Origin of the sequence: Maritalea sp., assembly GCF_047634455.1 — a bacterium.
Taxonomy (GTDB): Bacteria; Pseudomonadota; Alphaproteobacteria; order Rhizobiales; family Devosiaceae; genus Maritalea.
This window is the reverse complement of the sequence record NZ_JBLIAI010000020.1, coordinates 14,530-36,452: the sequence shown is the minus strand read 5'-3', so window position 1 is coordinate 36,452 and position 21,923 is coordinate 14,530. Positions and strand designations below refer to the sequence as shown.

The window sequence follows — 21,923 nt, the reverse complement described above, 5'->3', positions numbered from 1 at the left end:
AAATGATAAGAAAGTTTTATCCCAGTTAGAACAATTCGATATCGTCGTGGGTTTCAACCGGCTTGTTGGCTTTAGCAATCTCGTCTTTGATCAATCCATCGTTCACTGAACTATCGAGGTGTTTGACAAAAACACGTCCCGGCACGGGTTGGAAAACCACCCGCCTTGCATAAGTGCCACCAAGATCTTCTGCTTCGGCCTTATAGCCCTCTGCGGCGAGGAAACCCCGCACAAAAGCTGCGTTTTTGGCCCCGACATCATCCATTTTTTGATTGATATTGCCGCCGCCAAATACTTTGATTTCCAGCTCAGCGCGTTGACCCGACCCTTGGGTCAGAACCTTGTTGATGAGTTCTTCCATTGCATAGGCGCCATAGCGTGCAGATTCGCCATATTTATCTTTTGAACTGTCAGATTGAACCCCTAAGAGGAAATGGTTCATTCCACCTACCCCGGTAATCTTATCCCGGACACAGGCAGAAATGCACGATCCCAGGACAGTCGAGAACGCCTTCTCCGGCTCGCCAGACACGTGACAATCACCTTGATGCACTTGCACAGTCGATTGTCTTGGGATGTCACGCGGGGACCTGATCGTTTCTGTCACTGATTCTTCCTGTTCTTATTTTAGACTAACCTAGCAACAAATTTGTTAGTGAACTGCTAACCACAAAGAGAACATTCACTTTATTGCAACAAAAATGAAAGTGGCAGTTAGGGAATAGAATGTAGATTGGGCGGGTTAGTAAAGGGGGAAGAAGGTTATGTCTTTAGATAAACTCGCTGTTGAACTGGAAGAAACGGCGCGACAAACCGCTGAAATGATTGATAAAATCAATGACAGCTTGGGCATTTTGATGAACAATAGCCTTGGATGCCAAGAGGCACGCAGCACGGCAGTTCAAGAAATGGTCATCGCGCTTCAGGCACAAGATCGTATTCAGCAACGTTGCGATAATATTGCAAAAGCCGCTCGTTTGATGGCGAAAGTGGTGGATGAAATCTCCGAGAAAATCGACGACAAGGACGTATGGTCAAACCTGACGCTTGATGAGTTACGTAAACCAAACTTGTCTGGCATCGCTGGCCGCGCAAAACACGACGACATCGAATTATTTTGATTTGCGGGTAATCCATATTATTCGCAAACAAAAGCCCGGTTGAACCGGGCTTTTTTGCGTCCAAATTTTGCTCAATTGAAATGTGGATTTTAGACTTCCTCGCCAGTTTGGCCAACCACCGCTTCTAAATCAATCAACCCCACCATCCGGCCATCATGCGTGACGATGCCGTTGAGAAGTTCGGAATCCATGTTCTCGCCCTCAGGGACAGCGTGGACATCATTTTTTTGTACGGTGAGAATATCGGACACAGCATCAACAAGAATCCCGATCCATTTTTCACCCACAGCCAAAACCACGACCACATGGGTTTTGGTTGCTTCAGTTACGCCAGCACCAAAGCGCGCCCGCAGGTCAAATATCGGGACGATTGTACCGCGCAGGTTTACCACGCCGCGGACAAATTCCTTTGTGTTTGGCAATGGCGTCGCACCATTCCAAGCCCGAATTTCGCGAACCGTGGTGATTTCAACACCATAGGCCTGTTCGCCAATTGAAAATGCGATCAGTTGAATGGAGTTCGCACCGCCAATTTCATGATCGTGTTCATTGAGTTCTATGGCTTCCATGACTTCCTCTCAATCTTTCCTGCGTTATGCCGCCGCACTACGGTGGTTAACCCGACTTGTTTTCAAGCCCTGGACATCAACAATGAGCGCCACTTGTCCGTTACCTAAAATTGTACCGCCGGCAATACCGTCGATACGTTCATAGTTTTCCTCTAAACTCTTAATAACCACTTGTTGTTGACCAATTATTTCGTCGACAATGATAGCGAGTTTGTTAGTACCTTCCGCCTCACAAAGGACGACAAAGCGGTTTTTCTCTTCAGCATCGGTGTGCATTGCAAAACGCGTTGCCAGATCAACCACTGGCACATATTCGCCACGAATTTGCAGCAATCGCGAACCGCTTGGCACTTTGCCAAACTCTGCACGACCGGCTTGAATGGTTTCAACAATCGATGAAAGCGGCACCACATAGGGGCAACCTGCGACCGACACGAGCATGACGTCCAAGACGGCCAATGTCAGTGGCAAGCGCAATGTCATCCGGGTGCCGCGACCTGGCGTGGATCGAACGTGCACAGAACCACCGATTTTTTTGATGTTTGACAATACCACATCCATACCGACGCCACGACCTGAAAGATCGGATACTTCGGTAACCGTGGAGAAACCTGGCGCAAAAATCAAATTGTCGATCTGCTCATCGGTTGGTGTTTGATCCTGCGGTACCACGCCTTTTTCTTTGGCCAAGGCAAGCACACGTTCACGGTTAATGCCCGCACCGTCATCCTCGACAATGATCAAGATATTGCCGCCAGCTTGCTCGGCAGAAAGCGTAATTGTGCCCTGCTCGGGTTTACGACGCTCTTTCCGTTTCTCACACGTTTCAATGCCGTGGTCAGCTGAGTTCCTGATCATGTGGGTCAGCGGATCGGACAATTGCTCGATAACCGTTTTGTCGATCTCAGTGTTTTCACCGACCATTTCGAGTTTGATTTTCTTGCCGGTTTTGCTCGCCAGCTCACGCACGAGACGTGGCATACGAGAGAATACCGACTTTACGGGCTGCGCACGGATGGCCATGACGCTGTCTTGCAGGCCGCGGGTTGTTTGCGCCAAAACTTCAATACCGCGCACAAGTTCTTGGTACTTGTCGCGCAAAGTCTCATCCATTTGCTGGGTCAGCATGGATTGGGTAATGACGAGCTCGCCAACCATATTCACCACCCTGTCAACCTTATCAAGGTCAACCCGAATGGACTGAACGGGAGCTTTGTCTGCCGCTTTGTTTTTTGCCGAAGCGTTTCCAAATAGACCACCCGGCCCATCGGACGAAGCCGCACTTGTATCCTCGTCGGACACGGGAGCAACCAGCGGCACTGGTGCCGTTTGGGCTTGAACTTCTAATTCAGGCTCATCTTCTGCTTCGACGTCTATTTCAGGTTCAGGTTCAGCGTTCATGTCAACGCCAAGCTCTCCTGCTAAATCTGCAAAACTTGGGGTATCGGCTTCTACCGCGATGCTTTCAACCGGCTCTGGTGCAGCAACAGGTTCTTGGTTGGGCACGGCTTGGTCCGCGGCGGAACCAATTTCACCGACAAGAATTGATGTCTGGCGTTCGCTCAACTCCCCTGGAGGCGTGACTTCGATTTCACAATCGCCTTCAACAAATTCAAATACTTCGCGAATGCGTTCTTCGGTAACGTCGTCACCTTTGAGCGTAATGACCCACTGACAATAGGGTTGAAATGGTTCGAAATCGTTGAGCTCAGGGATTTCGCGAATATCGGCGTTGACTTGTGAATCACCGACAATCGACAATTCGCGAAACAAAAGCAGCGGATCGTTTGCGCGTTCAAAAAGCGCCGGGAGCGGCGTAAATGTTAGCGTCCACGCATCTGCGGCGGCGCCAAATTCGGGCGCGCCGTCAGTGCCGTCGCCGGCAAATACCACGTCTGCGTCTGATAGATCGTCTTCCGCATCGTCCAATGCGGCAGTTAGGTCGCCTTCAGTGCCTGCATTGAGAGGCGCATTTTCGAACACATCTTCATCATCTGCAAGGACATTCATAGCCCCGCCAGCCATGACGGGCGTGAATTCGATGTCAAAATCTTCATCGTCCTCTGCCGTACCATCTGGATTGCAAAGGGCTTCAAAAGCGGCTTTTTGCTCTGCGCCATATCCTTCTTCAAGCTCACGATTTTCTTGTGCTGCAGCCACGAAATCAGCAATAAGGTCACTTGAGCGAATGCAAAGCGTAAGAACCTTTGGGTCCAACTCAATTCGACCATCACGAACGAAATCGAGCAGCGTTTCAAAGCTATGGGAAAAACTTACCAGCGCTGAAAACCCGAATGCACCTGCGCCACCTTTTATCGAATGGATCGCACGAAATACGGCATGGAGGCGCTCGGGATCTTTATCGCCCGCTTCGATAGCTAAGAACTGCTCTTCCAATTCGGCAAGCAGCTCAGAACATTCATCGAAATAGGTAGCCTTAAATTCGTCAAGTTCGCTCATGGCATATCCAACGCAATACGGGTTTAAGTGTTAGTGAGATACCTTTTTGATCACGCTGAGCAGTTTGTCCGGATCAAAAGGCTTCACAATCCAACCGGTTCCGCCAGCGGCACGACCTTGGTCACGCTTATCCTGACTGGTTTCAGTTGTGAGAATTAGAATTGGCAAACTCTGGTACTGACCAGAAGCCCGCACATTTTTGATGAACTCAATCCCGTCCATCACTGGCATGTTGATGTCAGTAATCACCACATCGACATTTTCTGCCCCAAGGACGTCAAGCCCCTGCTGACCGTTCTCGGCCTGAAGAACTTCATATCCCGCCCCAGCCAAGGTGTGCTGTAGCATTGCAAGAATTGTGCGGGAGTCATCAACCGTGAGTACACGCATAAACTGACTATCCTTTCATTAACGGTGCAAAAGCGCTTTCCAGGCCCAAAGTCTCAAGGGCGCTGGAAAAATGTTCGCTCGGCGCGCTCAGCATTAGCTGATAGTTATGGTTTTTCGCTGTCTGAGCAGCGCTCAGCAACATGAACAGAGCATTTGTTGAAACACGTTCAACATGTGCCAGATTGATTTCCAGATCGCCGGCATTAAGCGCCTCGAGCATTTCGTCACGCAATTCATCCACCGCGCCAATATCAGCAATTGCTGGTAAATCGATCTGCTTACTTTGCGTGTCCGACATATTTGGTATCCCCCGAAATACACGATTCATTCTCGCGCAGTGTCACCGCGAACTGTTTAATAATTCCTAACCATATTTGAAGAAGACCAATTAAGTGCCTAAATCCGGCGAAATTTAGCGTTGTGGGGCGACAACTATTGCTTGGAGGGGGGACTAAACCTATCCTATTCGGCATATGACGAATCGTCATTGACACCAGAATTTGCGCGCCAGCGGGCAAGGAACCTTATGCAATTCATTTCAAGCGTTGAGGAACTGGCGCGCATTTACGGGCAACCCAGCGCGCCATCGCTTGTTAAAGAGATTGATTATGTCGCTGACGTCTATGCCCAATTTATAGCGCTATCGCCATTTGTTGGCCTTGCAACTGTTGCTCAAGAGGGAATTGATTGTTCGCCACGCGGCGACAAACCTGGCTTTGTACGCATAGCCGACCAAAAAACACTGATCATGCCTGACCGGCGCGGCAACAACAGGATCGATAGCTTACGCAATATTGTGCGCGACCCACGCACATCCTTTATGTTTCTCATCCCTGGCAGCAGCACGATATTGCGCGCGAATGGCAAAGCCCAAATATCTGTCGATACTCAATTACTGGCTTCATTCGCGGTCGAAGAGAAAGCGCCGCGATCCGCAATCGTGCTAAAAATTGACAAAATCTACTTCCAGTGCGCGCGGGCTATCATCCGCTCGGGCCTTTGGGACGAAGCATCAAAAACCGACCCCAATATTGTACCAACAGCTGGGCAAATGTTGGCGGCAATGACGAACGGTGAAGTTGGTGGAAAAGTGTATGATGACGAGTGGCCAGAGCGCGCGCAAAAATCAATGTGGTAGCCAATTGTTAGACCGCTAACCCTGCACATCGCCCTCAGGTCGACCCAGGAAATAGCCCTGCACACCGCATCGCCCCACATCAATAACAAAATCAAGTTGTTCTTTTGTTTCGATGCCTTCAACGATCACCCGGATTTCATTGTCACTGAACCCGTTTATGGTCTTCATCAATTGCTGTTTGCCGCGCGCAGTTTGAAGCATCGATTTAAACCATACGCCGTCCAGTTTAACGATGTCAGGGGACAAACGTTCAATGCGGTCTCGGTCTGAATATTTGACGCCAAAATCATCTACCGCGACCTTGATACCAAAGCTTTTAAAGCAGGCAATTATATTTGCAAAAACCCGATCATCTTGTGTTCGCTCTTCAATGACTTCACAAACAAAGTTTTGTGGATCCACCCCAAGTTGCTCCATGCGCATGACCATGAATTTGACTTCATATTCGGCCTGTTCAACATCGGCGTAGGTGGCAGGATCAAGATTGACGAACAAGAGTTGTCCGGGCTGTCGAACCAAATGAAAATTGGAAATATGGATGGCGCGACACATCCATTCTATGAAGAATTTATCCTCTTGCGGAACGCGGGGAAAAAAATCCATTGGCGAGATGATTTTGCTCTCATGCTTGACGCGCAAAAGACCTTCAAATCCGCAAGGCGCACCGCTAAGATCAGAGGTACAAAATATCGGCTGATATACAGAGTTGAGCTGGTATGGACCATATCTGCCGGTGCGCCACCCATCGTGATAGAAGAGCGCGTCATCAACAAATCTGGGCCGTGAAACCTGCAACAAGTGCTTCCCCGAATCTTTTGCCATATTAATATACGCAATTCCCGCTAGGCCGACAAGTTGCTCACCAAAAAGTCAAACAAAATCAGTGTTTTCTTGCCGCAAACCGCGCGACGACATTGTTGCTGCTAGCAAAAACACAAGCACCGCACAAAAAGCAAATAGGGCTGTGTATGTGGTAAAAGTGAGCAACAGGCCGCCAACAATTGGGCCGGCAACTTTGCCAAGATTTCGGATGGTACCTAAGAGGCCCATACCAAGACCAAGGTGGCTGTCATGCAGATGATGAGCGTAAAGCGCGATGATGGTTGGCAGACACACACCAAGCGAGGCACCCATGAATAGGGCAATGGCGAGGAAATGAGTGCTTGTTGAGGCAAATGGCAGAAGAACAATGCTCAACCCAAGCACCAATAGCGCTACGCTCAATGTTGGTCGAAAACCATACTTGTCGGCCAATTTACCACCAAGCGGACGGGCCAAAAGATTTGCCCCTTCTTGCACTGAAAAGAAAAGCCCAACGGTGAGCAGATCAATTCCCAACTCGAGATGTGCATAGATCGGCAAAAAAGCTTTGATCGCATAAGTCGCTGTATAGATAACCATTTCCATTGAGCCAGCGACCCATAAAATAGGCACAGTCGCAGCCCTTTTGGCTGACGTGAAGAATGCAGATACTGGATTCTTGAACGGCATTTTGTGTGCAACGGCTGGTTTTATCTCTGTCAGCAACAGCACGGGGAGGAACGCCAACAGGCTTATAGCGCCGATAATGCTGAAAACCGCCGCTGGCTCAAACACGGTCAACGCCCAAGCAGAAGCCGTCGGCGCAATCAAATAACTGCCTGATCTGGCAAGCCCGAACCACCCTTGTCGGGTTGCGCGTTTCTGCACCGCAAGTGATGCGACATAGGCCAGCGTAACCGGGCCAAAAATTGCTGTTGCCAACCCGTGAAACAATCTAATTAACAATAAGTGTTCTGGGGTTTTGACAAGCCAATAGGCGAAAGGCGTGAACGCAAATACGCCAACCCCGATGAGCATCCATACGCGCCGACCAGATCGATCAGACAGATATCCAAATATCGGCTTTAAGAACAACCCAGTCATTGTGGACACAGAAACAATCAGCCCCAAAAACACCGAGCCAGCGCCCAAGCTTGCCGCGAACAGCGGCAGCAAGGGAGACTTTCCCATCTGGTAAGCGGTGCGGACCAAAAAATCTGCGGCCGAAACGCGCCACAGATTTTGGTTGACTCGTTTGGACATGCTCATGCGGAGATTGTTTTGATCCCTGCTTTCTCAATTTCATCGTTTAGGTTTTCAATTGGGCCGTTCACAAGCTCATTCAGCTGCGCCAATCGCGCATCGATTTTGGCGCGCACGTCTTCGCTGACCTCCAGCGCTTGGCTGGTCGGTGCAGCATCTGCGATTGACATGACCCACGCCAATTCGACCAACGTGTCATCAAGTCCTGCTGGATGACGCAACACATCACGCGGCGTTTCCTTGTGCCGATTAACCAAAACGCCCTCAATTTCATTGAGTTGCTCAATTAGGCCCGCCGCCGCATCGGCGATGTGTTTGTGGTGACGAAGCAGTTTTTTATCCAATGAAACCAATTGTTTGCGAAGGCTACGCAAACTATTCACGGCGGCGTGCAGTTTGTTTTGGGACTGATATATCGCCAATAACGCGGCATATTGAGCGTCAAAATCGGCTTGCGATGTTTGCAATCGCGGGTCTTTGACGACTTTGAAGGGCTGCTCGATTTTGGCCCCTTCCGCATCCATTTCCACAAAATAATCACCCGGCGCAACTTGCGGGCCGCGCCCCTCACCAGCCTTAGACAAAGGCTCGTATGGTTTATCGATCAGCTCTGGAACAAGTGCGGTTGGCGCTTGATGATGCAAATCCCAAACAAAGCGGTTTAAACCTTTTTGGGTGGTAATTTTGCGACCTAGTTTTTCATCCTCACCATTGGTGAATTTGGTGATGATTTCGCCTTCAGAATCGCGGAAAATCAACGCCACTCTGCCCTCTGGTTCTTCATCAAACCAATAATAGATGATGGTCCCATTTGGCGGGTTTTCACCCACGTCCAAATGCACGTTTTTGGTGCCACCATCGCTCATGGTTTTGTGATATGTGGTCCCCCCAACGCCGAAGGCTGGGCTGTAGTTTTTGCCATCGCCGTCAAAAACACCTTTGGCCCAATGCAGTTTTTGCCGCACCGCATCGCGGGGCTGAAACAGCATTTCGCCATGCGTCACGTCGTGCCTTTTTGCCATTTCGCGCAGCGGCGTAATGTCGTCCGCAATCCAAAACGAACGACCATGTGTGGCAACAGCCAAATCCTCATTTTTGATTTTGATGTCATAAACCGGCACCACCGGGAAACCGCCTTGCATCCGCACCCAGTGCACCCCATCGTCAAGCGAATAGAAAATGCCTGTTTCTGTGCCAACAAACAAAAGATCGTCGGAAACCGGGTCCGAGCGCAAAACGCGGGTGATTTCATCATTGGGCAAATCACCATTGATCGAGCGCCAATTTTTGCCGCTGTCTTCAGACACAAAGAGGTAAGGCTGATAATCATCCAGCTTGAAGCGCGTTGCGGCGAAATAGATTTTGTCTGGATTGTGGGCGCAAATCTCAATGGAACCAATATAGGCCAGTTCTGGCAAATCGGGCGGGGTTACATTTTCCCAATTGCCGCCACCGTCGCGACTGACATGGACCAGCCCATCATCGGTCCCAGCCCATAATTCGCCTTTGCGATGCACCGATTCAATGAAGGTTGAAAGCGATGCGTAGGTTTCCGCCCCGGCGCTGTCGCCCGTTAGTGGCCCGCCCGAATAGTCGAGCTTTTCAGGATCGTTTAAGCTGAGGTCGGGGCTTATGACTTCCCAGTTTTTGCCCTCGTTGGTGGTTTTAAAGACATGGTTTCCGCCCACATAGATGACGTTCTCGTCATGTGGGGAAAAGTGAATTGGGAAGGTCCATGCAAACCGATATTTTAGATCGCGTGGGCGATAGCCCGTATTTTCCTCGGGCCAAACACTGATCAATTGGCTTTGCTTTGTGAGATGGTCATAGCGCTGCAACGCGCCGCTGCCACCCGGTGACGAGCCTACGGCCCCCACATAAACAATGTTTGGATCTTTTGGATGAACGACGATAAATCCACTTTCGCCGGTGCCCGGATAGGTGCAGTCGCCAAGCGTGATCGCGCCCCATTCCGTGGCTGATGGCACAGAAATCGATGTATTGTCTTGTTGGGTCGCATAGAGTCGATAAGGATATTGGTTGTCGATATCCATGCGATAGAATTGCGCTGTGGGCTGATTGTAGATCGACGTCCAACTCAAACCGCCATTAAACGATACATTGGCCCCGCCATCATTGCCCTGCACCATGCGCTGATTGTTGACCGGATCGATCCACAAGTCATGATTGTCGCCGTGGGGGGTGGTGATTTCATCAAAATTGCGGCCACCATCGGTGGATTTCCACATTTGATAATTATTGACATAAACCGTATCCGGATCAGTGGTGTCGGCAAAAACATGCATATAATACCAAGGGCGATGCAAAAGATCGCGGTTCGGGCTCACCCGCTCCCAGCTGTCGCCAAAATTGTCTGACCGATAGAGCGCGCCTTCAATGCCTTTGGCTTCAACCAATGCCCAAACGCGGCCCGATTTGGCGGGCGAAATCGCCACGCCCATTTTACCGAGCATACCCTTGGCAAAGCCGGGCCGTTGAGTGATGTCCTCCCAAGTGTCGCCACCGTCTTTTGAGCGATAAATTTTGCTGCCTGGTCCACCGCTGGACAGGGTCCAGAAATGTCGATGCGCTTCCCAGGTTGTTGCGATCAAATGGCGTGGATTATTGGGGTCCATAGCCAGGTCAATCGCGCCTGCCCCTGCACTTTCGTGCAGAATGAGTTCCCAGTTTTCGCCGCCATCAAACGAGCGGTAAACCCCACGTTCTTCATTGTTGCCAAAGGCGTGACCAAAGGCTGCAACATAAACTAAATCTGCATCATCTGGATGCACCCGAATTTCAGCAATGTGACGGGTATTTTCTAGGCCCATATGGGTCCAACTGTTGCCGCCATCTGTGGATTTATAAACACCGTCACCATAAGATACATCGATGCGAATGGTGGTTTCGCCCATCCCGGCATAAATAACGTTCGTATCACTCTCAGCTACGGTTAAGGCACCCACAGTTGCACTTTTAAAATGACCGTCTGAGACATTTTCCCAAAAGGTGCCACCGTCTGTGGTTTTCCACACGCCGCCTGCGCAGGCGCCGGAGTAAAATGTCATGGGGTCCATCGGGTCGCCTGCAACGGCGACAACTCGGCCGCCGCGCGGTGGGCCGATACAGCGCCATTTCAAACCAGAGCTTACCCGATCTTCAGTTCCGAACGGACACGGCACTTGCAAGTCTTGACCATTATTGTTGGCGCCCACGAAATTTCCTCCCAAATGACAAAAGTGAAAGCAATCAATGTATAGAATTGCAGCCTGTCATTTTTGTCAAAAACAATCAAAGCTTTAACGAAACAAAGGACATGCCTCGTGCTGAACATGTTCAGCAACTATTGCCGCAGAAAATGGTTCAACCAATCTATGAATGCACCTTTATATAATCTTGGCAAGCTCGAAATTACTGGATTGTAAGACATTTTTGTCCTTGAATTATTTTGATCCTACGATAGTGTTTTTAAAAAAAATAAAATATTCCTGGGGAGGAAGGGCTATCAAGCCAGTATTGGACGTTACGGACCTAAAGACCGTATTCCACACTCAAGATGGCGTTGTGCATGCTGTAAATGGCATCAGCTTTCATCTTGAAGAGGGTGAGTTATTAAGTGTAGTTGGTGAGAGTGGATCAGGCAAAAGCGTGACAATGATGTCGCTTTTGAAGTTACTGCCAATACCACCAGCAGAAATCGCATCAGGCACAGTGATGTTTGAGGGCAAAGATCTGCTGCAAATGGAGCTTGAAGAGCTGCGAAAAATTCGCGGCGGCAAAATTGGCTTTATCTTTCAAGACCCTATGACATCGCTCAACCCCGTTTTTAATGTCGGTTTTCAAATCATGGAGCCGCTGAAAGAGCATTTGGGCCTGTCCAAACAAGGCGCACGAAAACGCGCAATTGAGCTTTTGGATTTGGTGGGTATTCCCAGCGCTAAAGATCGCTTGAATGATTTTCCACACCAATTTTCGGGCGGCATGCGACAACGCGTGATGATTGCGATTGCTTTGGCGTGCGACCCACAAATCCTCATCGCTGATGAGCCAACTACAGCGCTGGATGTGACCATTCAGGCGCAAATTATTGAGCTGATCAAAAACCTGCGCAAGAAATTGGGCATGGCGATTGTCTGGATCACCCACGATTTGGGCGTCGCGGCGGGCATTTCAGACCGCATTATCGTGATGTATGGTGGTTTTGTTGTCGAGCACGCCATTGTCGGTGATCTTTATAAACGGCCGTTACACCCCTATACGCGCGCGCTGTTGAACACCCTTCCAGCGGAAGGAAGTGGGGAAACACGGCTGCGCTCTATTAAGGGCTCACCGCCAAATATTGGCGCTGCACCCACATCGTGCCCATTTGCACCCCGGTGCGAACATGCGTTTGAACGCTGCCACAAAGAAAACCCGCAGCTTGAACGTTTGGATGGCGTGCATGATGTTGCATGTTGGTGGGATGTTGAGAAGGAGGCTCCGCGCCATGCCAGCTAGTGCAGAAACGCTCGTTAGTGCTAAAAATCTAAAGGTCCACTTCCCCATTCATGCGGGTATTTTCCGCCGGCAAATTGGTTCGGTCAAAGCTGTTGATGGGTTAAACTTTGACATTATGCGCGGTGAAACGCTTGGCCTTGTGGGCGAGAGCGGTTGTGGCAAGTCCACAGCTGGTCGCGCCATGCTGCGGCTTTATGAATTGACCGAGGGTCAAATTGATTTTGAAGGCGTTGATATTGCGAGTTTGGGCAAGGATGCTTTGCGCAAAATGCGCCCGCGCATGCAGATGATCTTCCAAGACCCGCAAGCGTGTTTGAACCCGCGCATGACCGTGGGCGATATTATTGCTGAGCCTTTGGACGAGCACACCAAAATGTCCTCAAAGGAAAAGCGCGAGAAGGTGAAAAGCCTGTTGGAATCTGTTGGGATGAACCCCGATTATGTGAACAGATATCCGCACGAGTTTTCAGGCGGCCAACGGCAGCGCATTGGCATTGCCCGTGCGCTTGCGCTTGAGCCTGATTTTATTGTGTGTGACGAACCCATAGCGGCATTGGATGTTTCGATCCAAGCGCAAGTGGTGAACCTGTTGCAGGACATTCAGGAACGTATGGGCCTGACCTATTTGTTTATTTCGCATGATTTGAGCATGGTGCGGCATATCGCGGACCGTGTAGCTGTTATGTATTTAGGGCGCATTGTTGAATTGGCGCACAAAGAAGAACTTTATAAAAATCCGAAGCACCCCTACACTAAAGCACTTTTGTCGGCGGTGCCGGTGCCGGACCCAGAGGTCGAAAAGACCCGAGAACATATCGTCCTCAAAGGCGATGTACCAAGCCCGGCAAACCCGCCAAAAGGGTGTCGTTTTTCAACGCGCTGTCCTGTTGCAAAGGACAATTGCTTTGTGGACGATCCCGAATGGCGCAAAATTGGCAATGGCGGCTTTGTCGCCTGCCACTATGCCGAATAAGAATACGATGCTCAGTTTCACTTACGATTGAGCGCCGTGAAGCCAGGAACAAACTGGCTCGAATGAAAACAAAAACAAGGTTTAAGTAAGTAACCAGGAGGAATTAAATGCGTAAACTTAAAACCCTCGTTCTGGCGACTGTCGCAGCATCACTTTTTGCCGCCACAGCCGCACAAGCAGAGCGCGGTTCAGATGGAAACGTGAACATTGCTTATTGGCAAGCTGTTTCTATTTTGAACCCATTCTTGTCCGGTGGTACTAAGGACGTTGAAGCTTCATCTTTGATCCTTGATCCTTTGGCAAACTATCGCCCAGATGGTTCAATGGACCCAGCTTTGGCTGCTGAAATTCCAACGATTGAAAATGGTGGCGTTGCAGCTGACCTTCGTTCAATCACGTGGAAATTGAAGGAAGGCATCGTATGGTCAGATGGTTCTGCGTTCACAGCAAATGACGTTGTGTTCTCAGCAAACTATTGTATGGACCCTGAAGGCGGCTGTAACGCGGCTTCAAACTTTGCTGACGTTGAAAGCGTTGAAGCTTTGGACGATCACACCGTTCGTGTGAACTTCTCAGTAGCAAAACCATTCCCATATGGCCCATTTGTTGGTGCGACTTCTCCGGTGATCCAAGAAGCTCAGTTCAAAGACTGCATGGGCGCAAAAGCCCCAGAATGTACTGAAGCTAACTTTGGCCCGATCGGAACTGGCCCATTTGTTGTTGACGAATTCCGCGCCAACGACGTTGTGACCTTTAAAGCGAACGACAAATATCGCAACCCTAACCAGCCAGCATTTGCAACAGCAGTGCTTAAAGGCGGTGGCGATAGTGCTGCAACAACACGTTCAGTGCTTGAAACTGGCGAGTTTGATTATGCTTGGAACGTACAGGTTGAGCCTGAAGTACTTGACCAAATGCAAGCTGCTGGTAAAGGCAAAATCATTTCTGCTTTCGGTACATCGGTTGAACGTTTGATGGTTCAATTGACAGATGTTCGCCCAGAACTTGGCGACCTTCGTGGTACAGTTGAAGGTGGACCTCACCCATTCTTGAGCGACTTTAATGTGCGTAAAGCTTTGTCTTTGGCCATTGATCGCGACATTTTGGTTGAAGTTGGTTACGGCCCGAACGGCCAGGTTACTTGTAACGTACTTCCAGCACCTGCCATCTATGCATCTACTGCAAACGACGCTTGTAAAGTTCAAGACGTTGATGCAGCCAATGCGCTTCTTGACGAAGCTGGCTGGGTAGTTGGTAGCGACGGTGTGCGTGCTAAAGACGGCGTACGTTTGTCAATTTTGTTCCAAACATCAACCAACTCTGTTCGTCAAGGCACACAAGCTTTGATCAAACAAATGTGGCAAGCAATTGGTGTTGAAACTGAATTGCGCAACATCGACGCTGGCGTGTTCTTTGGTGGTGACCAGTCATCTCCAGACACATTCCAGAAGTTCTTTGCGGACATTGAAATGTACACAAACAACTTCGATGGCACAGATCCTGAAGCCTATATGGGCAACTGGGTATGTTCAGAAATCCCATCACCTGCGAACCAGTGGATCGGCAACAACATGCCGCGCTACTGCTCAGAAGATTACAACGCTCTAAGCGCTGAAATGGGTAAAACTGCATCCATCGAGAAACGTGCTGAGATGGCGAAGAAAATGAACGACCTGCTTATGCAAGAATATGTGATTATTCCACTTATTCACCGCGGTCGTGTTTCTGCTGCCTCAAACGCACTTGGCAATGTTGTTCTGAACCCATGGGATTCAGAATTGGCGTTCGCTGAAGAGTGGACACGTAACTAGTCGAATAACTACTTTTGGCGCGGTTGATTTTCAGCCGCGCCAAGACTTTTCCCATAAGGGCAATAACAGGAATTTCGGGGACGTTTCATGCTGAATTACACCCTCAGGCGATTGCTATTTGCGATCCCGACATTATTGGTGATCAGCTTCATCATTTTTCTCATTTTGGACCTAGCGCCAGGTGATCCCACCGGCAGCTTGCCACTTACAATTCCCGCTGAAGTGCGGGCAAAAATTCGCGAAGCGCTGGGCGTTGGCGAACCCATTCACATCGCTTATGTCAAATGGTTGCGTGGCTTCTTCATCTATGAACCGCTGCATTGGCTAGATCAAATGGGCATCAGCCTTGGCGATCCGTCAAACCGGCCGCGCATCATCTCGTTTGCCACACGTGGACCAGTTGTTGATCTGTTGCTCGAACGCATTCCACAAACATTATGGGTTGTCGGCCTGTCCTATGTTGTTGGCATCCTGATCGCGATCCCGATTGGGGTGATCTCCGCTTACAAACAATATTCATGGTTTGACCAAGTCGGCACATTCATTTCCATGGTCGGATTTTCCGTACCAACATTTTTCACCGGCCTGTTGATGATCGTTATCTTTTCGGTCCAATTGGGATGGTTTCCCTCGGTTTACGACACGACGCTGGAGGTCAATAGTCTCGCGACATTCTGGATACAGGTGAAGCAGATGGTGATGCCGGTGACTGTGCTGGCGTTGTTTAACGCGGCGCAAATTAGTCGGTTCATGCGCGCCTCAATGCTCGACAATCTTAGCCAAGACTATGTGCGCACAGCGCGCGCCAAAGGCATGAGCGAAAAAATCGTGGTCTTGACCCATGTGTTGCGCAACAGCTTGATCCCCGTGGTGACAGTTATCGCCCTTGGCATTCCGACCATTTTTGGCGGCGCGATCATCACGGAGCAAATTTTCCGGGTCAACGGACTTGGTCAGCTTTTGATCATTGGCATTCAGGGCAGCGATTTCCCGCTGGTTCAAACGCTAACCTTCCTCTTCGCAATCCTGATTGTGTTGTTTAACCTGATTGCCGACATTGTCTACGGCATGCTTGATCCAAGGATTCGCTATGACTGATCAAACAGCTGGAACAGTAGTATCGAAGGTCCAACGCACCCTATGGGGCGACGTGTTGCGACAATTCTTGCACCATAAAGGTGGCGTTGCGGGCTCAATCATCTTCCTGTTCATCCTTGCTGCGGTGCTGTTTGGCCCGTTTATCCATACAATCGATCCGCAGTTTTTGGATATTCGGAACAAAAATTTAGGCCCAACATGGATCCATCCAATGGGCACCGACAATCTTGGCCGCGACATGCTGGCCCAAGTATTGAGCGGTGGCCGCGTTTCACTGGCGGTTGGTATTGCAGCGATGGCATTGTCATTGCTGGTTGGCACATTGATTGGCATCATTGCCGGCTTTTTCCAAAAGCTTGATGGCCCGTTGATGCGCACCACCGACCTGTTTTTGGCGTTACCTATCCTGCCGCTCTTGCTGGTCATTATCATGTTGTTCCGCGATAGTTTACGTTCGGTATTTGGACCAGAAATGGGGATATTCCTGCTGATCGTTTTCGTGATCGGGATTACCGCTTGGATGAACACGGCCCGTATTGTGCGCGGCGAGGTGTTGGCGATTAAGGAACGCGAGTTTGTGCTTGCCGCGCGATCTGTTGGAACGGGCTCATGGAAAATCGTTGCCCGGCACATTTTTCCGAACGTTTTGAGCCCTGTGATGGTTTCAGCGACGTTGGGCATTGCCAACGCGATTATCACCGAAAGTTCGTTGAGCTTTTTGGGCCTTGGGTTCCCATCCGATTTTCCAACTTGGGGCCGCTTGCTGTTTGATGGGGCGAACTTTATGACCCTCAACCCGTCCCGCGTTATTTGGCCCGGGCTGGCGATTTCGCTGACCGTTTTGAGCGTCAATTATATCGGCGATGGTATTCGCGACGCGCTTGATCCGCGCATTCGCGGTCGTTGATCGGCAGGTAATCTTTTACAAGGGGCGGCTTAATCGGGCCGCCCTTTTTCGTTTCGCGCACGTGGAGGCAGAATGATGAGCAGAGATACGGCCATAAAAATGGCAAGAGACTTTACAATCAATGGCAAGTTTCTTGGTGAGTTGAGCAAACGCGTTGCCGTGCCAACCCAAAGCTCGATCAAAGACAGTCACAAAGACCTTTGGCATTATTTGGAGAATGTGCTTGCGCCGGACTTTAAAAAGCTGGGTTGTGAAGTTTCCACCCATGACAATCCTGTTGAGGGCGGCGGGCCGTTTTTGGTGGCAAAACGGGTCGAAGACCACGCCCTGCCGACCATCTTTTGCTATGGGCATGGCGACGTGGTGCCGGGCATGGAAGGGCAATGGAAAAATAATCTGAACCCGTGGGAAATTACCATTGATGGTGAAAAGATTTATGGGCGCGGCACGGCTGACAATAAAGGCCAGCACACCATGAATATGCTGGCGCTTGAGGCTGTTTTGGCCACACGCGGTAAACTCGGGTTCAATTTAACATTTTTGATCGAAATGTCTGAAGAAACCGGCTCACCCGGATTGCGCGCGTTTTGTGCTGCAAACAAGCAGTTACTACGTTCAGACGTGCTGATTGCGTCGGATGGCCCGCGTGTGGCCGTTGACACGCCAACGATGGTTTTGGGGACGCGCGGCGCGATGGAATTTTCGCTGGTTGCTGATTTGCGGCAAGAAGATCATCATTCGGGCAATTGGGGTGGCATCATCGAAGACCCAACGGTGTTGTTGGCTCATGCGCTGACCACCATCATGGACCGGAACGGCAAAATCTTGATTGATGAATGGTTGCCCAAAGACCTACCCGACTATGTGCGCGCGTCGCTGAAAGACTGCCCGTTCGATCCGGGAGAAAGCGCGGACACGCCAGACGACTATTGGGGGGAACCCGGTTTTACGACCGTCGAAAAGCTTTGCGCATGGAACAGCTTTGATGTGTTGGCGATGGATGTGGGCGACGCCAAGAACCCTGTGAACGCCATCCCCAAACGTGCGGTGATGCATTGCGGTCTGCGGTTCATTGTGGGTACTGACACCGATGGCGTTGTGCCTGCCTTGCGCAAGCATTTGGATGATCATGGGTTCACGATGATCCACATTGAAGAACCTGACCGCAGCCCCGCCTATCAAGCATCCAGGCACAACCCAAACCTGCCGTGGGTACAATGGGCGGCCAAATCGATTGAAACAACATTGGGTCGCGCGCCACAAGTTTTGCCCAATGGTGCGGGTTCGCTGCCCAATGATATCTTTTGTGATCTTTTGGGCATGCCCACCATTTGGGTGCCCCATTCCTACAATTCATGCGGCCAACACGCGCCCGACGAACACCTGCTGATGCCAATGGTTGAAGAAGGTTTGCAGATGATGGCTGGCCTGTTCTGGGATGCGGGAGAACTTGGCCCCAATAACAAGATGTAGCGATTGGGAAATCGCTGCTCCAAAGTTGGATCAAAATTGGCCCAAAAGCTTGACTCACTAACCACTTTGCATCATAACCCACCATGAATTTCTCGCGTACTGTCACCAGTGCGCGTGATTTCGTTTACGAAAAGCGCAGCTTAAGGCCGATTGTCCTTCTTAGGGGAATCACAAGATCGAACTAAGGTTCGGCGCCGCACAGCGCGACACAACAGAGCAATAATGCTCATAAGGAAAAGATTATGTTTGCTGTAATCAAAACAGGCGGCAAGCAGTACAAAGTTGCTGCTGATGACGTTTTGGAAATTGAAAAGCTCGACGCCGTTGCCGGCGACGCTATCGTATTTGAAGAAATATTGATGGTTGGCGCTGATGCGGATGTGACAATTGGCGCACCGTTTGTTGATGGTGCAACTGTTGTTGCTGAGTTGGTTGAACAAAAACGTGCGAAGAAAATCGTCGTCTTCAAAAAGAAGCGTCGTCAAAACTATCGCCGTAAAGCGGGTCACCGCCAGTGTCTGAGCGTTGTTCGTATCACGGACATTTTGACCGGCGGCGCGAAACCAAAAGCAAAAGCGGCTAAAAAGCCAGCTGCTGCAAAGTCTGAAGCTCCAGCAGCTGCTGCTGGCGCAAAAGACGATTTGAAATTGATCTCTGGTGTTGGACCAGCTTTGGAAAAGAAATTGATCGCTTTGGGCGTGACATCTTTGGCCCAGGTTGCCGCTTTCACCCCGGAAGAAATTGAACGCGTTGATGCAGAGCTAAACTTTAAAGGCCGCATCGACCGTGAAGACTGGATTAGCCAAGCAAAAACGCTTTTGGCTGGCGAATAAGAACTAGGAGACTGACAAATGGCACATAAAAAAGCAGGTGGTTCGTCCCGTAATGGTCGTGATTCCGCTGGTCGTCGTCTCGGCGTGAAGAAGTTTGGTGGCGAAAGCGTCGTACCAGGCAACATTCTCGTGCGTCAGCGCGGCACAAAGTGGCACCCAGGTGAAAATGTAGGTCTTGGCAAAGATCACACTATTTTTGCACTCGTGGAAGGCAAAGTGACCTTCTCGACTCGTCGCAATAATAAGACATTTATTTCTGTGATGCCTCAAGAGGCAGCAGAATAACGGCGGATGATTAAAATCTTACCCGCCGGTTTCTCAAAGAACCCCGGCGGATAAGACATTCGTGAAAAGCTTTAAAAGTTTTTAAGGGGGGACAGGGAAACCGGCTCCCCTTTTTGCTTTTGGAGCGGAACAATGACTTTCAACACGATATACAGGGCAATGCCCTTACGGTTTTTGACAGACACGCTGGAACTTCGGCCAATTGAACTCGCCGATCTGGCGGACCTTGTTCAATTGGCCAACAATAAAAAACTAACAGACGTGCTGGCGCGCATGCCGCATCCCTATACGTCTGAGGACGGGCTTTACTTCATCAACGATATTGCCAACGGCACAGACGAGCGCGTGTGGGTGATTTGCAAACGCAAAGGCCCGATGGTGGGCGTTGTTGGCATCGCACGTGGCGAAGATGGGCAAGGCGAGTTGGGCTATTGGCTGGGGGAAGAGTTTTGGGGCAAAGGCATTGGCAGCCAAGCAATCGGCGCTTTGATGGATGAATTCGACATCGCGGTGCCAGAGTTGGAGCTTTACGCGCGATGCCTGAAAGCAAACCATGCGTCAAAAGCATTGCTTGAAAAAGTCGGCTTTGACGTAACAGGCGAAGACAATAGCTGTGGTCAGCATGAAGGTTCCCCGGTTTGGTCACTGACACGCTTTGCCCGCGATGATCTATCGGATCAGGAAGCAGCAGAATAATGATCGCGATTGAAACCGAGCGCTTAACTTTGCGCACACCGAACTTAGGCGATGCGAAACGCATGCAGCGGATTTTGGAGGACTTTGAAGTCTCCAAAAATCTGTCGCGCGTTCCGCATCCTTATCCGGATGGTGGTGCACAGGAATATTTAACGCGCATTTCGGGCGCAACCGATCTGTATGACGCAAAATTTTCGATCATCGACAGGGATGGTCAATTCTGTGGCATGACGGGCTATGGCCGCAATGGCGATGTGCCTCAGCTTGGTTATTATTTGGACCCTTTGCATTGGGGCAAAGGCTATATGAGTGAAGCTTGTAAGACTGTGCTTAATTGGATGTTTGACGTGGCGCAGCCTGCCTATATAAAATCAGGTGTTTTTGTGACCAATTCAGCATCTTTGGCGATCCAAAAGAAATTTGGGTTTGAAGAAGTGGGCCGCTCCACTCTACATTGCCTTGCACAAAACACAGATTTGCAGCATATCGATACCCAACTAACAAAGGATGCGTTTGTCGCCGTAACGCAATAGTGCGTTTGCGACTACGCTTTAGAGTGAAATGAAGTTTCTCGATCAGGCCAGAGTTTACATTCAATCTGGCGCAGGCGGCGCAGGCTCTGTGTCGTTTCGGCGTGAAAAAAATCTCGAATTCGGTGGCCCTGACGGCGGCAATGGCGGCCGTGGCGGTGATGTTATTATTGAGTGCGTTGATGGTCTTAATACACTGATCGATTATCGCTATCGGCAGCACTTCAAGGCAGGTACTGGCACGCACGGCATGGGGCGGCAACGCAGCGGCCCCGAGGGCAATGACGTGGTGTTAACAGTACCTGTGGGTACGCAGGTCTTTGAAGAAGACAATGAAACCATGATCGCGGACATGACTGAAGTCGGCCAGAAGGTGGTTTTGCTTGAAGGCGGCAATGGCGGTTTTGGCAACATGCATTTCAAAACCTCAACCAACCAATCTCCCCGTCGCGCCAATCCGGGCATTGAAGCGGTGGATAAGTGGATTTGGTTGCGTCTAAAGCTGATCGCCGACGCGGGCCTTGTGGGTTTGCCAAACGCGGGTAAATCGACATTCTTGTCCGCAGTTTCTGCCGCCAAACCAAAAATTGCCGATTATCCGTTCACCACCTTGCATCCCAATTTGGGCGTTGTGAAAATCGGCGAACGTGATTTTGTGTTGGCCGACATTCCCGGCCTAATTGAGGGTGCGCACGAAGGCGCAGGCATTGGCGACCGGTTTTTGGGTCATATTGAACGCACGCGTTCAATCGTCCATTTGATCGATGGCACACAAGAAGATGTGGTTGGCGCGTACAAAACTATTCGTGGCGAGTTGGCGGCTTATGGCCATGGCTTGGATACGAAAATTGAAATTCTGGCGCTCAACAAAGTTGATGCGATCAGCGAAGAAGACCGCGAAGAAAAACTTGCCGCATTGCGCAAGGCATCAGGCGGTGAGGTTTTGGCCATCTCGGCGGTCAGCCACCTCAATACAGACAAAGTGCTCTATAAAATCATCGGCACAATCGATGCGGCGAAAAAGCAACTCGAAGATGAAGCGAACGCTTCGCTTGAAGAAGACTGGGCGCCCTAAACA

Annotated in this window: 21 protein-coding genes; 13 read left to right on the top strand and 8 right to left on the bottom strand. The window is 50.2% G+C overall.

Going from position 1 to position 21,923, the window contains the following annotated elements:
- Nucleotides 1–25 precede the first annotated feature (25 nt).
- A complete protein-coding gene (locus ACJAZW_RS07430; RefSeq protein ID WP_415156618.1) occupies nt 26–442 on the bottom strand; it encodes a hypothetical protein in 417 nt (138 codons plus the stop codon).
- 322 nt (nt 443–764) lie between these two features.
- Between ACJAZW_RS07430 and ACJAZW_RS07425 the strand changes: the two genes are divergently transcribed.
- Nucleotides 765–1,121 carry a hypothetical protein gene (locus ACJAZW_RS07425; protein ID WP_415156616.1) on the top strand — a complete coding sequence of 119 codons (357 nt, stop codon included), beginning with the start codon at nt 765–767 and terminating at the stop codon, nt 1,119–1,121.
- Nucleotides 1,122–1,210: 89 nt separating this feature from the next.
- Here ACJAZW_RS07425 and ACJAZW_RS07420 read toward each other — a convergent pair whose 3' ends face one another.
- Genes ACJAZW_RS07420 through ACJAZW_RS07405 form a run of 4 tightly spaced genes read right to left on the bottom strand, consistent with a single transcriptional unit; the run spans nt 1,211 to nt 4,838 of the window.
- On the bottom strand, nt 1,211–1,690 hold the full coding sequence (locus ACJAZW_RS07420) for a chemotaxis protein CheW (protein ID WP_415156614.1): 480 nt from the start codon (nt 1,688–1,690) through the stop codon (nt 1,211–1,213).
- A 24-nt stretch (nt 1,691–1,714) separates the two neighbouring features.
- Nucleotides 1,715–4,150 (bottom strand): chemotaxis protein CheW, encoded by a 2,436-nt coding sequence (locus ACJAZW_RS07415; RefSeq protein WP_415156612.1) that lies wholly within the window; start codon nt 4,148–4,150, stop codon nt 1,715–1,717.
- 30 nt (nt 4,151–4,180) lie between these two features.
- Nucleotides 4,181–4,540: a response regulator gene (locus ACJAZW_RS07410; protein ID WP_415156610.1), complete on the bottom strand. Its 360-nt coding sequence runs from the start codon at nt 4,538–4,540 to the stop codon at nt 4,181–4,183.
- A gap of 7 nt (nt 4,541–4,547) precedes the next feature.
- Nucleotides 4,548–4,838: an STAS domain-containing protein gene (locus tag ACJAZW_RS07405; RefSeq protein WP_415156608.1), complete on the bottom strand. Its 291-nt coding sequence runs from the start codon at nt 4,836–4,838 to the stop codon at nt 4,548–4,550.
- Nucleotides 4,839–5,066: 228 nt separating this feature from the next.
- On the opposite strand from ACJAZW_RS07405, the gene ACJAZW_RS07400 reads away from it, so the two are divergent.
- The gene (locus ACJAZW_RS07400) at nt 5,067–5,678 is read left to right on the top strand and encodes a pyridoxamine 5'-phosphate oxidase family protein (protein ID WP_415156606.1); all 612 of its coding nucleotides are present in this window, start codon (nt 5,067–5,069) and stop codon (nt 5,676–5,678) included.
- Nucleotides 5,679–5,693: 15 nt separating this feature from the next.
- Here ACJAZW_RS07400 and ACJAZW_RS07395 read toward each other — a convergent pair whose 3' ends face one another.
- Genes ACJAZW_RS07395 through ACJAZW_RS07385 form a run of 3 tightly spaced genes read right to left on the bottom strand, consistent with a single transcriptional unit; the run spans nt 5,694 to nt 10,957 of the window.
- Nucleotides 5,694–6,500, bottom strand: a complete 807-nt coding sequence (locus ACJAZW_RS07395) for an EAL domain-containing protein (RefSeq protein ID WP_415156604.1) — start codon at nt 6,498–6,500, stop codon at nt 5,694–5,696.
- 48 nt (nt 6,501–6,548) lie between these two features.
- Nucleotides 6,549–7,742, bottom strand: coding sequence for an MFS transporter (locus ACJAZW_RS07390; protein ID WP_415156602.1), 1,194 nt, complete (start codon nt 7,740–7,742; stop codon nt 6,549–6,551).
- 2 nt (nt 7,743–7,744) lie between these two features.
- Entirely contained in the window at nt 7,745–10,957 is a 3,213-nt protein-coding gene (locus tag ACJAZW_RS07385; RefSeq protein WP_415156600.1) for a WD40/YVTN/BNR-like repeat-containing protein, read from the bottom strand.
- A gap of 301 nt (nt 10,958–11,258) precedes the next feature.
- On the opposite strand from ACJAZW_RS07385, the gene ACJAZW_RS07380 reads away from it, so the two are divergent.
- The 11 genes from ACJAZW_RS07380 (at nt 11,259) to obgE (ending at nt 21,920) form a co-directional block, all read left to right on the top strand.
- Nucleotides 11,259–12,239: an ABC transporter ATP-binding protein gene (locus ACJAZW_RS07380; RefSeq protein WP_415156598.1), complete on the top strand. Its 981-nt coding sequence runs from the start codon at nt 11,259–11,261 to the stop codon at nt 12,237–12,239.
- On the top strand, nt 12,229–13,212 hold the full coding sequence (locus ACJAZW_RS07375; RefSeq protein WP_415156596.1) for an ABC transporter ATP-binding protein: 984 nt from the start codon (nt 12,229–12,231) through the stop codon (nt 13,210–13,212). The genes ACJAZW_RS07380 and ACJAZW_RS07375 overlap by 11 nt, the downstream gene beginning before the upstream one ends.
- 107 nt (nt 13,213–13,319) lie before the next feature.
- Complete coding sequence (locus ACJAZW_RS07370; RefSeq protein ID WP_415156594.1) at nt 13,320–15,023, top strand: peptide ABC transporter substrate-binding protein; 1,704 nt, start codon at nt 13,320–13,322, stop codon at nt 15,021–15,023.
- 87 nt (nt 15,024–15,110) lie between these two features.
- Nucleotides 15,111–16,121: an ABC transporter permease gene (locus tag ACJAZW_RS07365; RefSeq protein ID WP_415156592.1), complete on the top strand. Its 1,011-nt coding sequence runs from the start codon at nt 15,111–15,113 to the stop codon at nt 16,119–16,121.
- Entirely contained in the window at nt 16,114–17,028 is a 915-nt protein-coding gene (locus ACJAZW_RS07360) for an ABC transporter permease (RefSeq protein WP_415156590.1), read from the top strand. Before ACJAZW_RS07365 ends, ACJAZW_RS07360 begins: the two co-directional genes overlap by 8 nt.
- A gap of 72 nt (nt 17,029–17,100) precedes the next feature.
- Nucleotides 17,101–18,501 carry a M20 family metallopeptidase gene (locus ACJAZW_RS07355; protein ID WP_415156588.1) on the top strand — a complete coding sequence of 467 codons (1,401 nt, stop codon included), beginning with the start codon at nt 17,101–17,103 and terminating at the stop codon, nt 18,499–18,501.
- A gap of 242 nt (nt 18,502–18,743) precedes the next feature.
- On the top strand, nt 18,744–19,334 hold the full coding sequence (gene rplU, locus ACJAZW_RS07350; RefSeq protein ID WP_415156586.1) for a 50S ribosomal protein L21: 591 nt from the start codon (nt 18,744–18,746) through the stop codon (nt 19,332–19,334).
- Between the two features lie 18 nt (nt 19,335–19,352).
- Entirely contained in the window at nt 19,353–19,619 is a 267-nt protein-coding gene (rpmA, locus tag ACJAZW_RS07345) for a 50S ribosomal protein L27 (protein WP_415156584.1), read from the top strand.
- Nucleotides 19,620–19,751: 132 nt separating this feature from the next.
- Nucleotides 19,752–20,315 (top strand): GNAT family N-acetyltransferase, encoded by a 564-nt coding sequence (locus ACJAZW_RS07340; protein WP_415156582.1) that lies wholly within the window; start codon nt 19,752–19,754, stop codon nt 20,313–20,315.
- Nucleotides 20,315–20,848 (top strand): GNAT family N-acetyltransferase, encoded by a 534-nt coding sequence (locus tag ACJAZW_RS07335; protein ID WP_415156580.1) that lies wholly within the window; start codon nt 20,315–20,317, stop codon nt 20,846–20,848. Before ACJAZW_RS07340 ends, ACJAZW_RS07335 begins: the two co-directional genes overlap by 1 nt.
- A gap of 28 nt (nt 20,849–20,876) precedes the next feature.
- A complete protein-coding gene (gene obgE / locus ACJAZW_RS07330) occupies nt 20,877–21,920 on the top strand; it encodes a GTPase ObgE (RefSeq protein WP_415156578.1) in 1,044 nt (347 codons plus the stop codon).
- Nucleotides 21,921–21,923: the final 3 nt, after the last annotated feature.

Coding starts and splice junctions, on each gene's coding strand:
- ACJAZW_RS07430 (WP_415156618.1), bottom strand. CDS start 442: ATGAACCATTTCCTCTTAGGGGTTCAATCTGACAGTTCAAAAGATAAA.
- ACJAZW_RS07425 (WP_415156616.1), top strand. CDS start 765: ATGTCTTTAGATAAACTCGCTGTTGAACTGGAAGAAACGGCGCGACAA.
- ACJAZW_RS07420 (WP_415156614.1), bottom strand. CDS start 1,690: ATGGAAGCCATAGAACTCAATGAACACGATCATGAAATTGGCGGTGCG.
- ACJAZW_RS07415 (WP_415156612.1), bottom strand. CDS start 4,150: ATGAGCGAACTTGACGAATTTAAGGCTACCTATTTCGATGAATGTTCT.
- ACJAZW_RS07410 (WP_415156610.1), bottom strand. CDS start 4,540: ATGCGTGTACTCACGGTTGATGACTCCCGCACAATTCTTGCAATGCTA.
- ACJAZW_RS07405 (WP_415156608.1), bottom strand. CDS start 4,838: ATGTCGGACACGCAAAGTAAGCAGATCGATTTACCAGCAATTGCTGAT.
- ACJAZW_RS07400 (WP_415156606.1), top strand. CDS start 5,067: ATGCAATTCATTTCAAGCGTTGAGGAACTGGCGCGCATTTACGGGCAA.
- ACJAZW_RS07395 (WP_415156604.1), bottom strand. CDS start 6,500: ATGGCAAAAGATTCGGGGAAGCACTTGTTGCAGGTTTCACGGCCCAGA.
- ACJAZW_RS07390 (WP_415156602.1), bottom strand. CDS start 7,742: ATGTCCAAACGAGTCAACCAAAATCTGTGGCGCGTTTCGGCCGCAGAT.
- ACJAZW_RS07375 (WP_415156596.1), top strand. CDS start 12,229: ATGCCAGCTAGTGCAGAAACGCTCGTTAGTGCTAAAAATCTAAAGGTC.
- ACJAZW_RS07370 (WP_415156594.1), top strand. CDS start 13,320: ATGCGTAAACTTAAAACCCTCGTTCTGGCGACTGTCGCAGCATCACTT.
- ACJAZW_RS07365 (WP_415156592.1), top strand. CDS start 15,111: ATGCTGAATTACACCCTCAGGCGATTGCTATTTGCGATCCCGACATTA.
- ACJAZW_RS07360 (WP_415156590.1), top strand. CDS start 16,114: ATGACTGATCAAACAGCTGGAACAGTAGTATCGAAGGTCCAACGCACC.
- ACJAZW_RS07355 (WP_415156588.1), top strand. CDS start 17,101: ATGATGAGCAGAGATACGGCCATAAAAATGGCAAGAGACTTTACAATC.
- rplU (WP_415156586.1), top strand. CDS start 18,744: ATGTTTGCTGTAATCAAAACAGGCGGCAAGCAGTACAAAGTTGCTGCT.
- rpmA (WP_415156584.1), top strand. CDS start 19,353: ATGGCACATAAAAAAGCAGGTGGTTCGTCCCGTAATGGTCGTGATTCC.
- ACJAZW_RS07340 (WP_415156582.1), top strand. CDS start 19,752: ATGACTTTCAACACGATATACAGGGCAATGCCCTTACGGTTTTTGACA.
- ACJAZW_RS07335 (WP_415156580.1), top strand. CDS start 20,315: ATGATCGCGATTGAAACCGAGCGCTTAACTTTGCGCACACCGAACTTA.
- obgE (WP_415156578.1), top strand. CDS start 20,877: ATGAAGTTTCTCGATCAGGCCAGAGTTTACATTCAATCTGGCGCAGGC.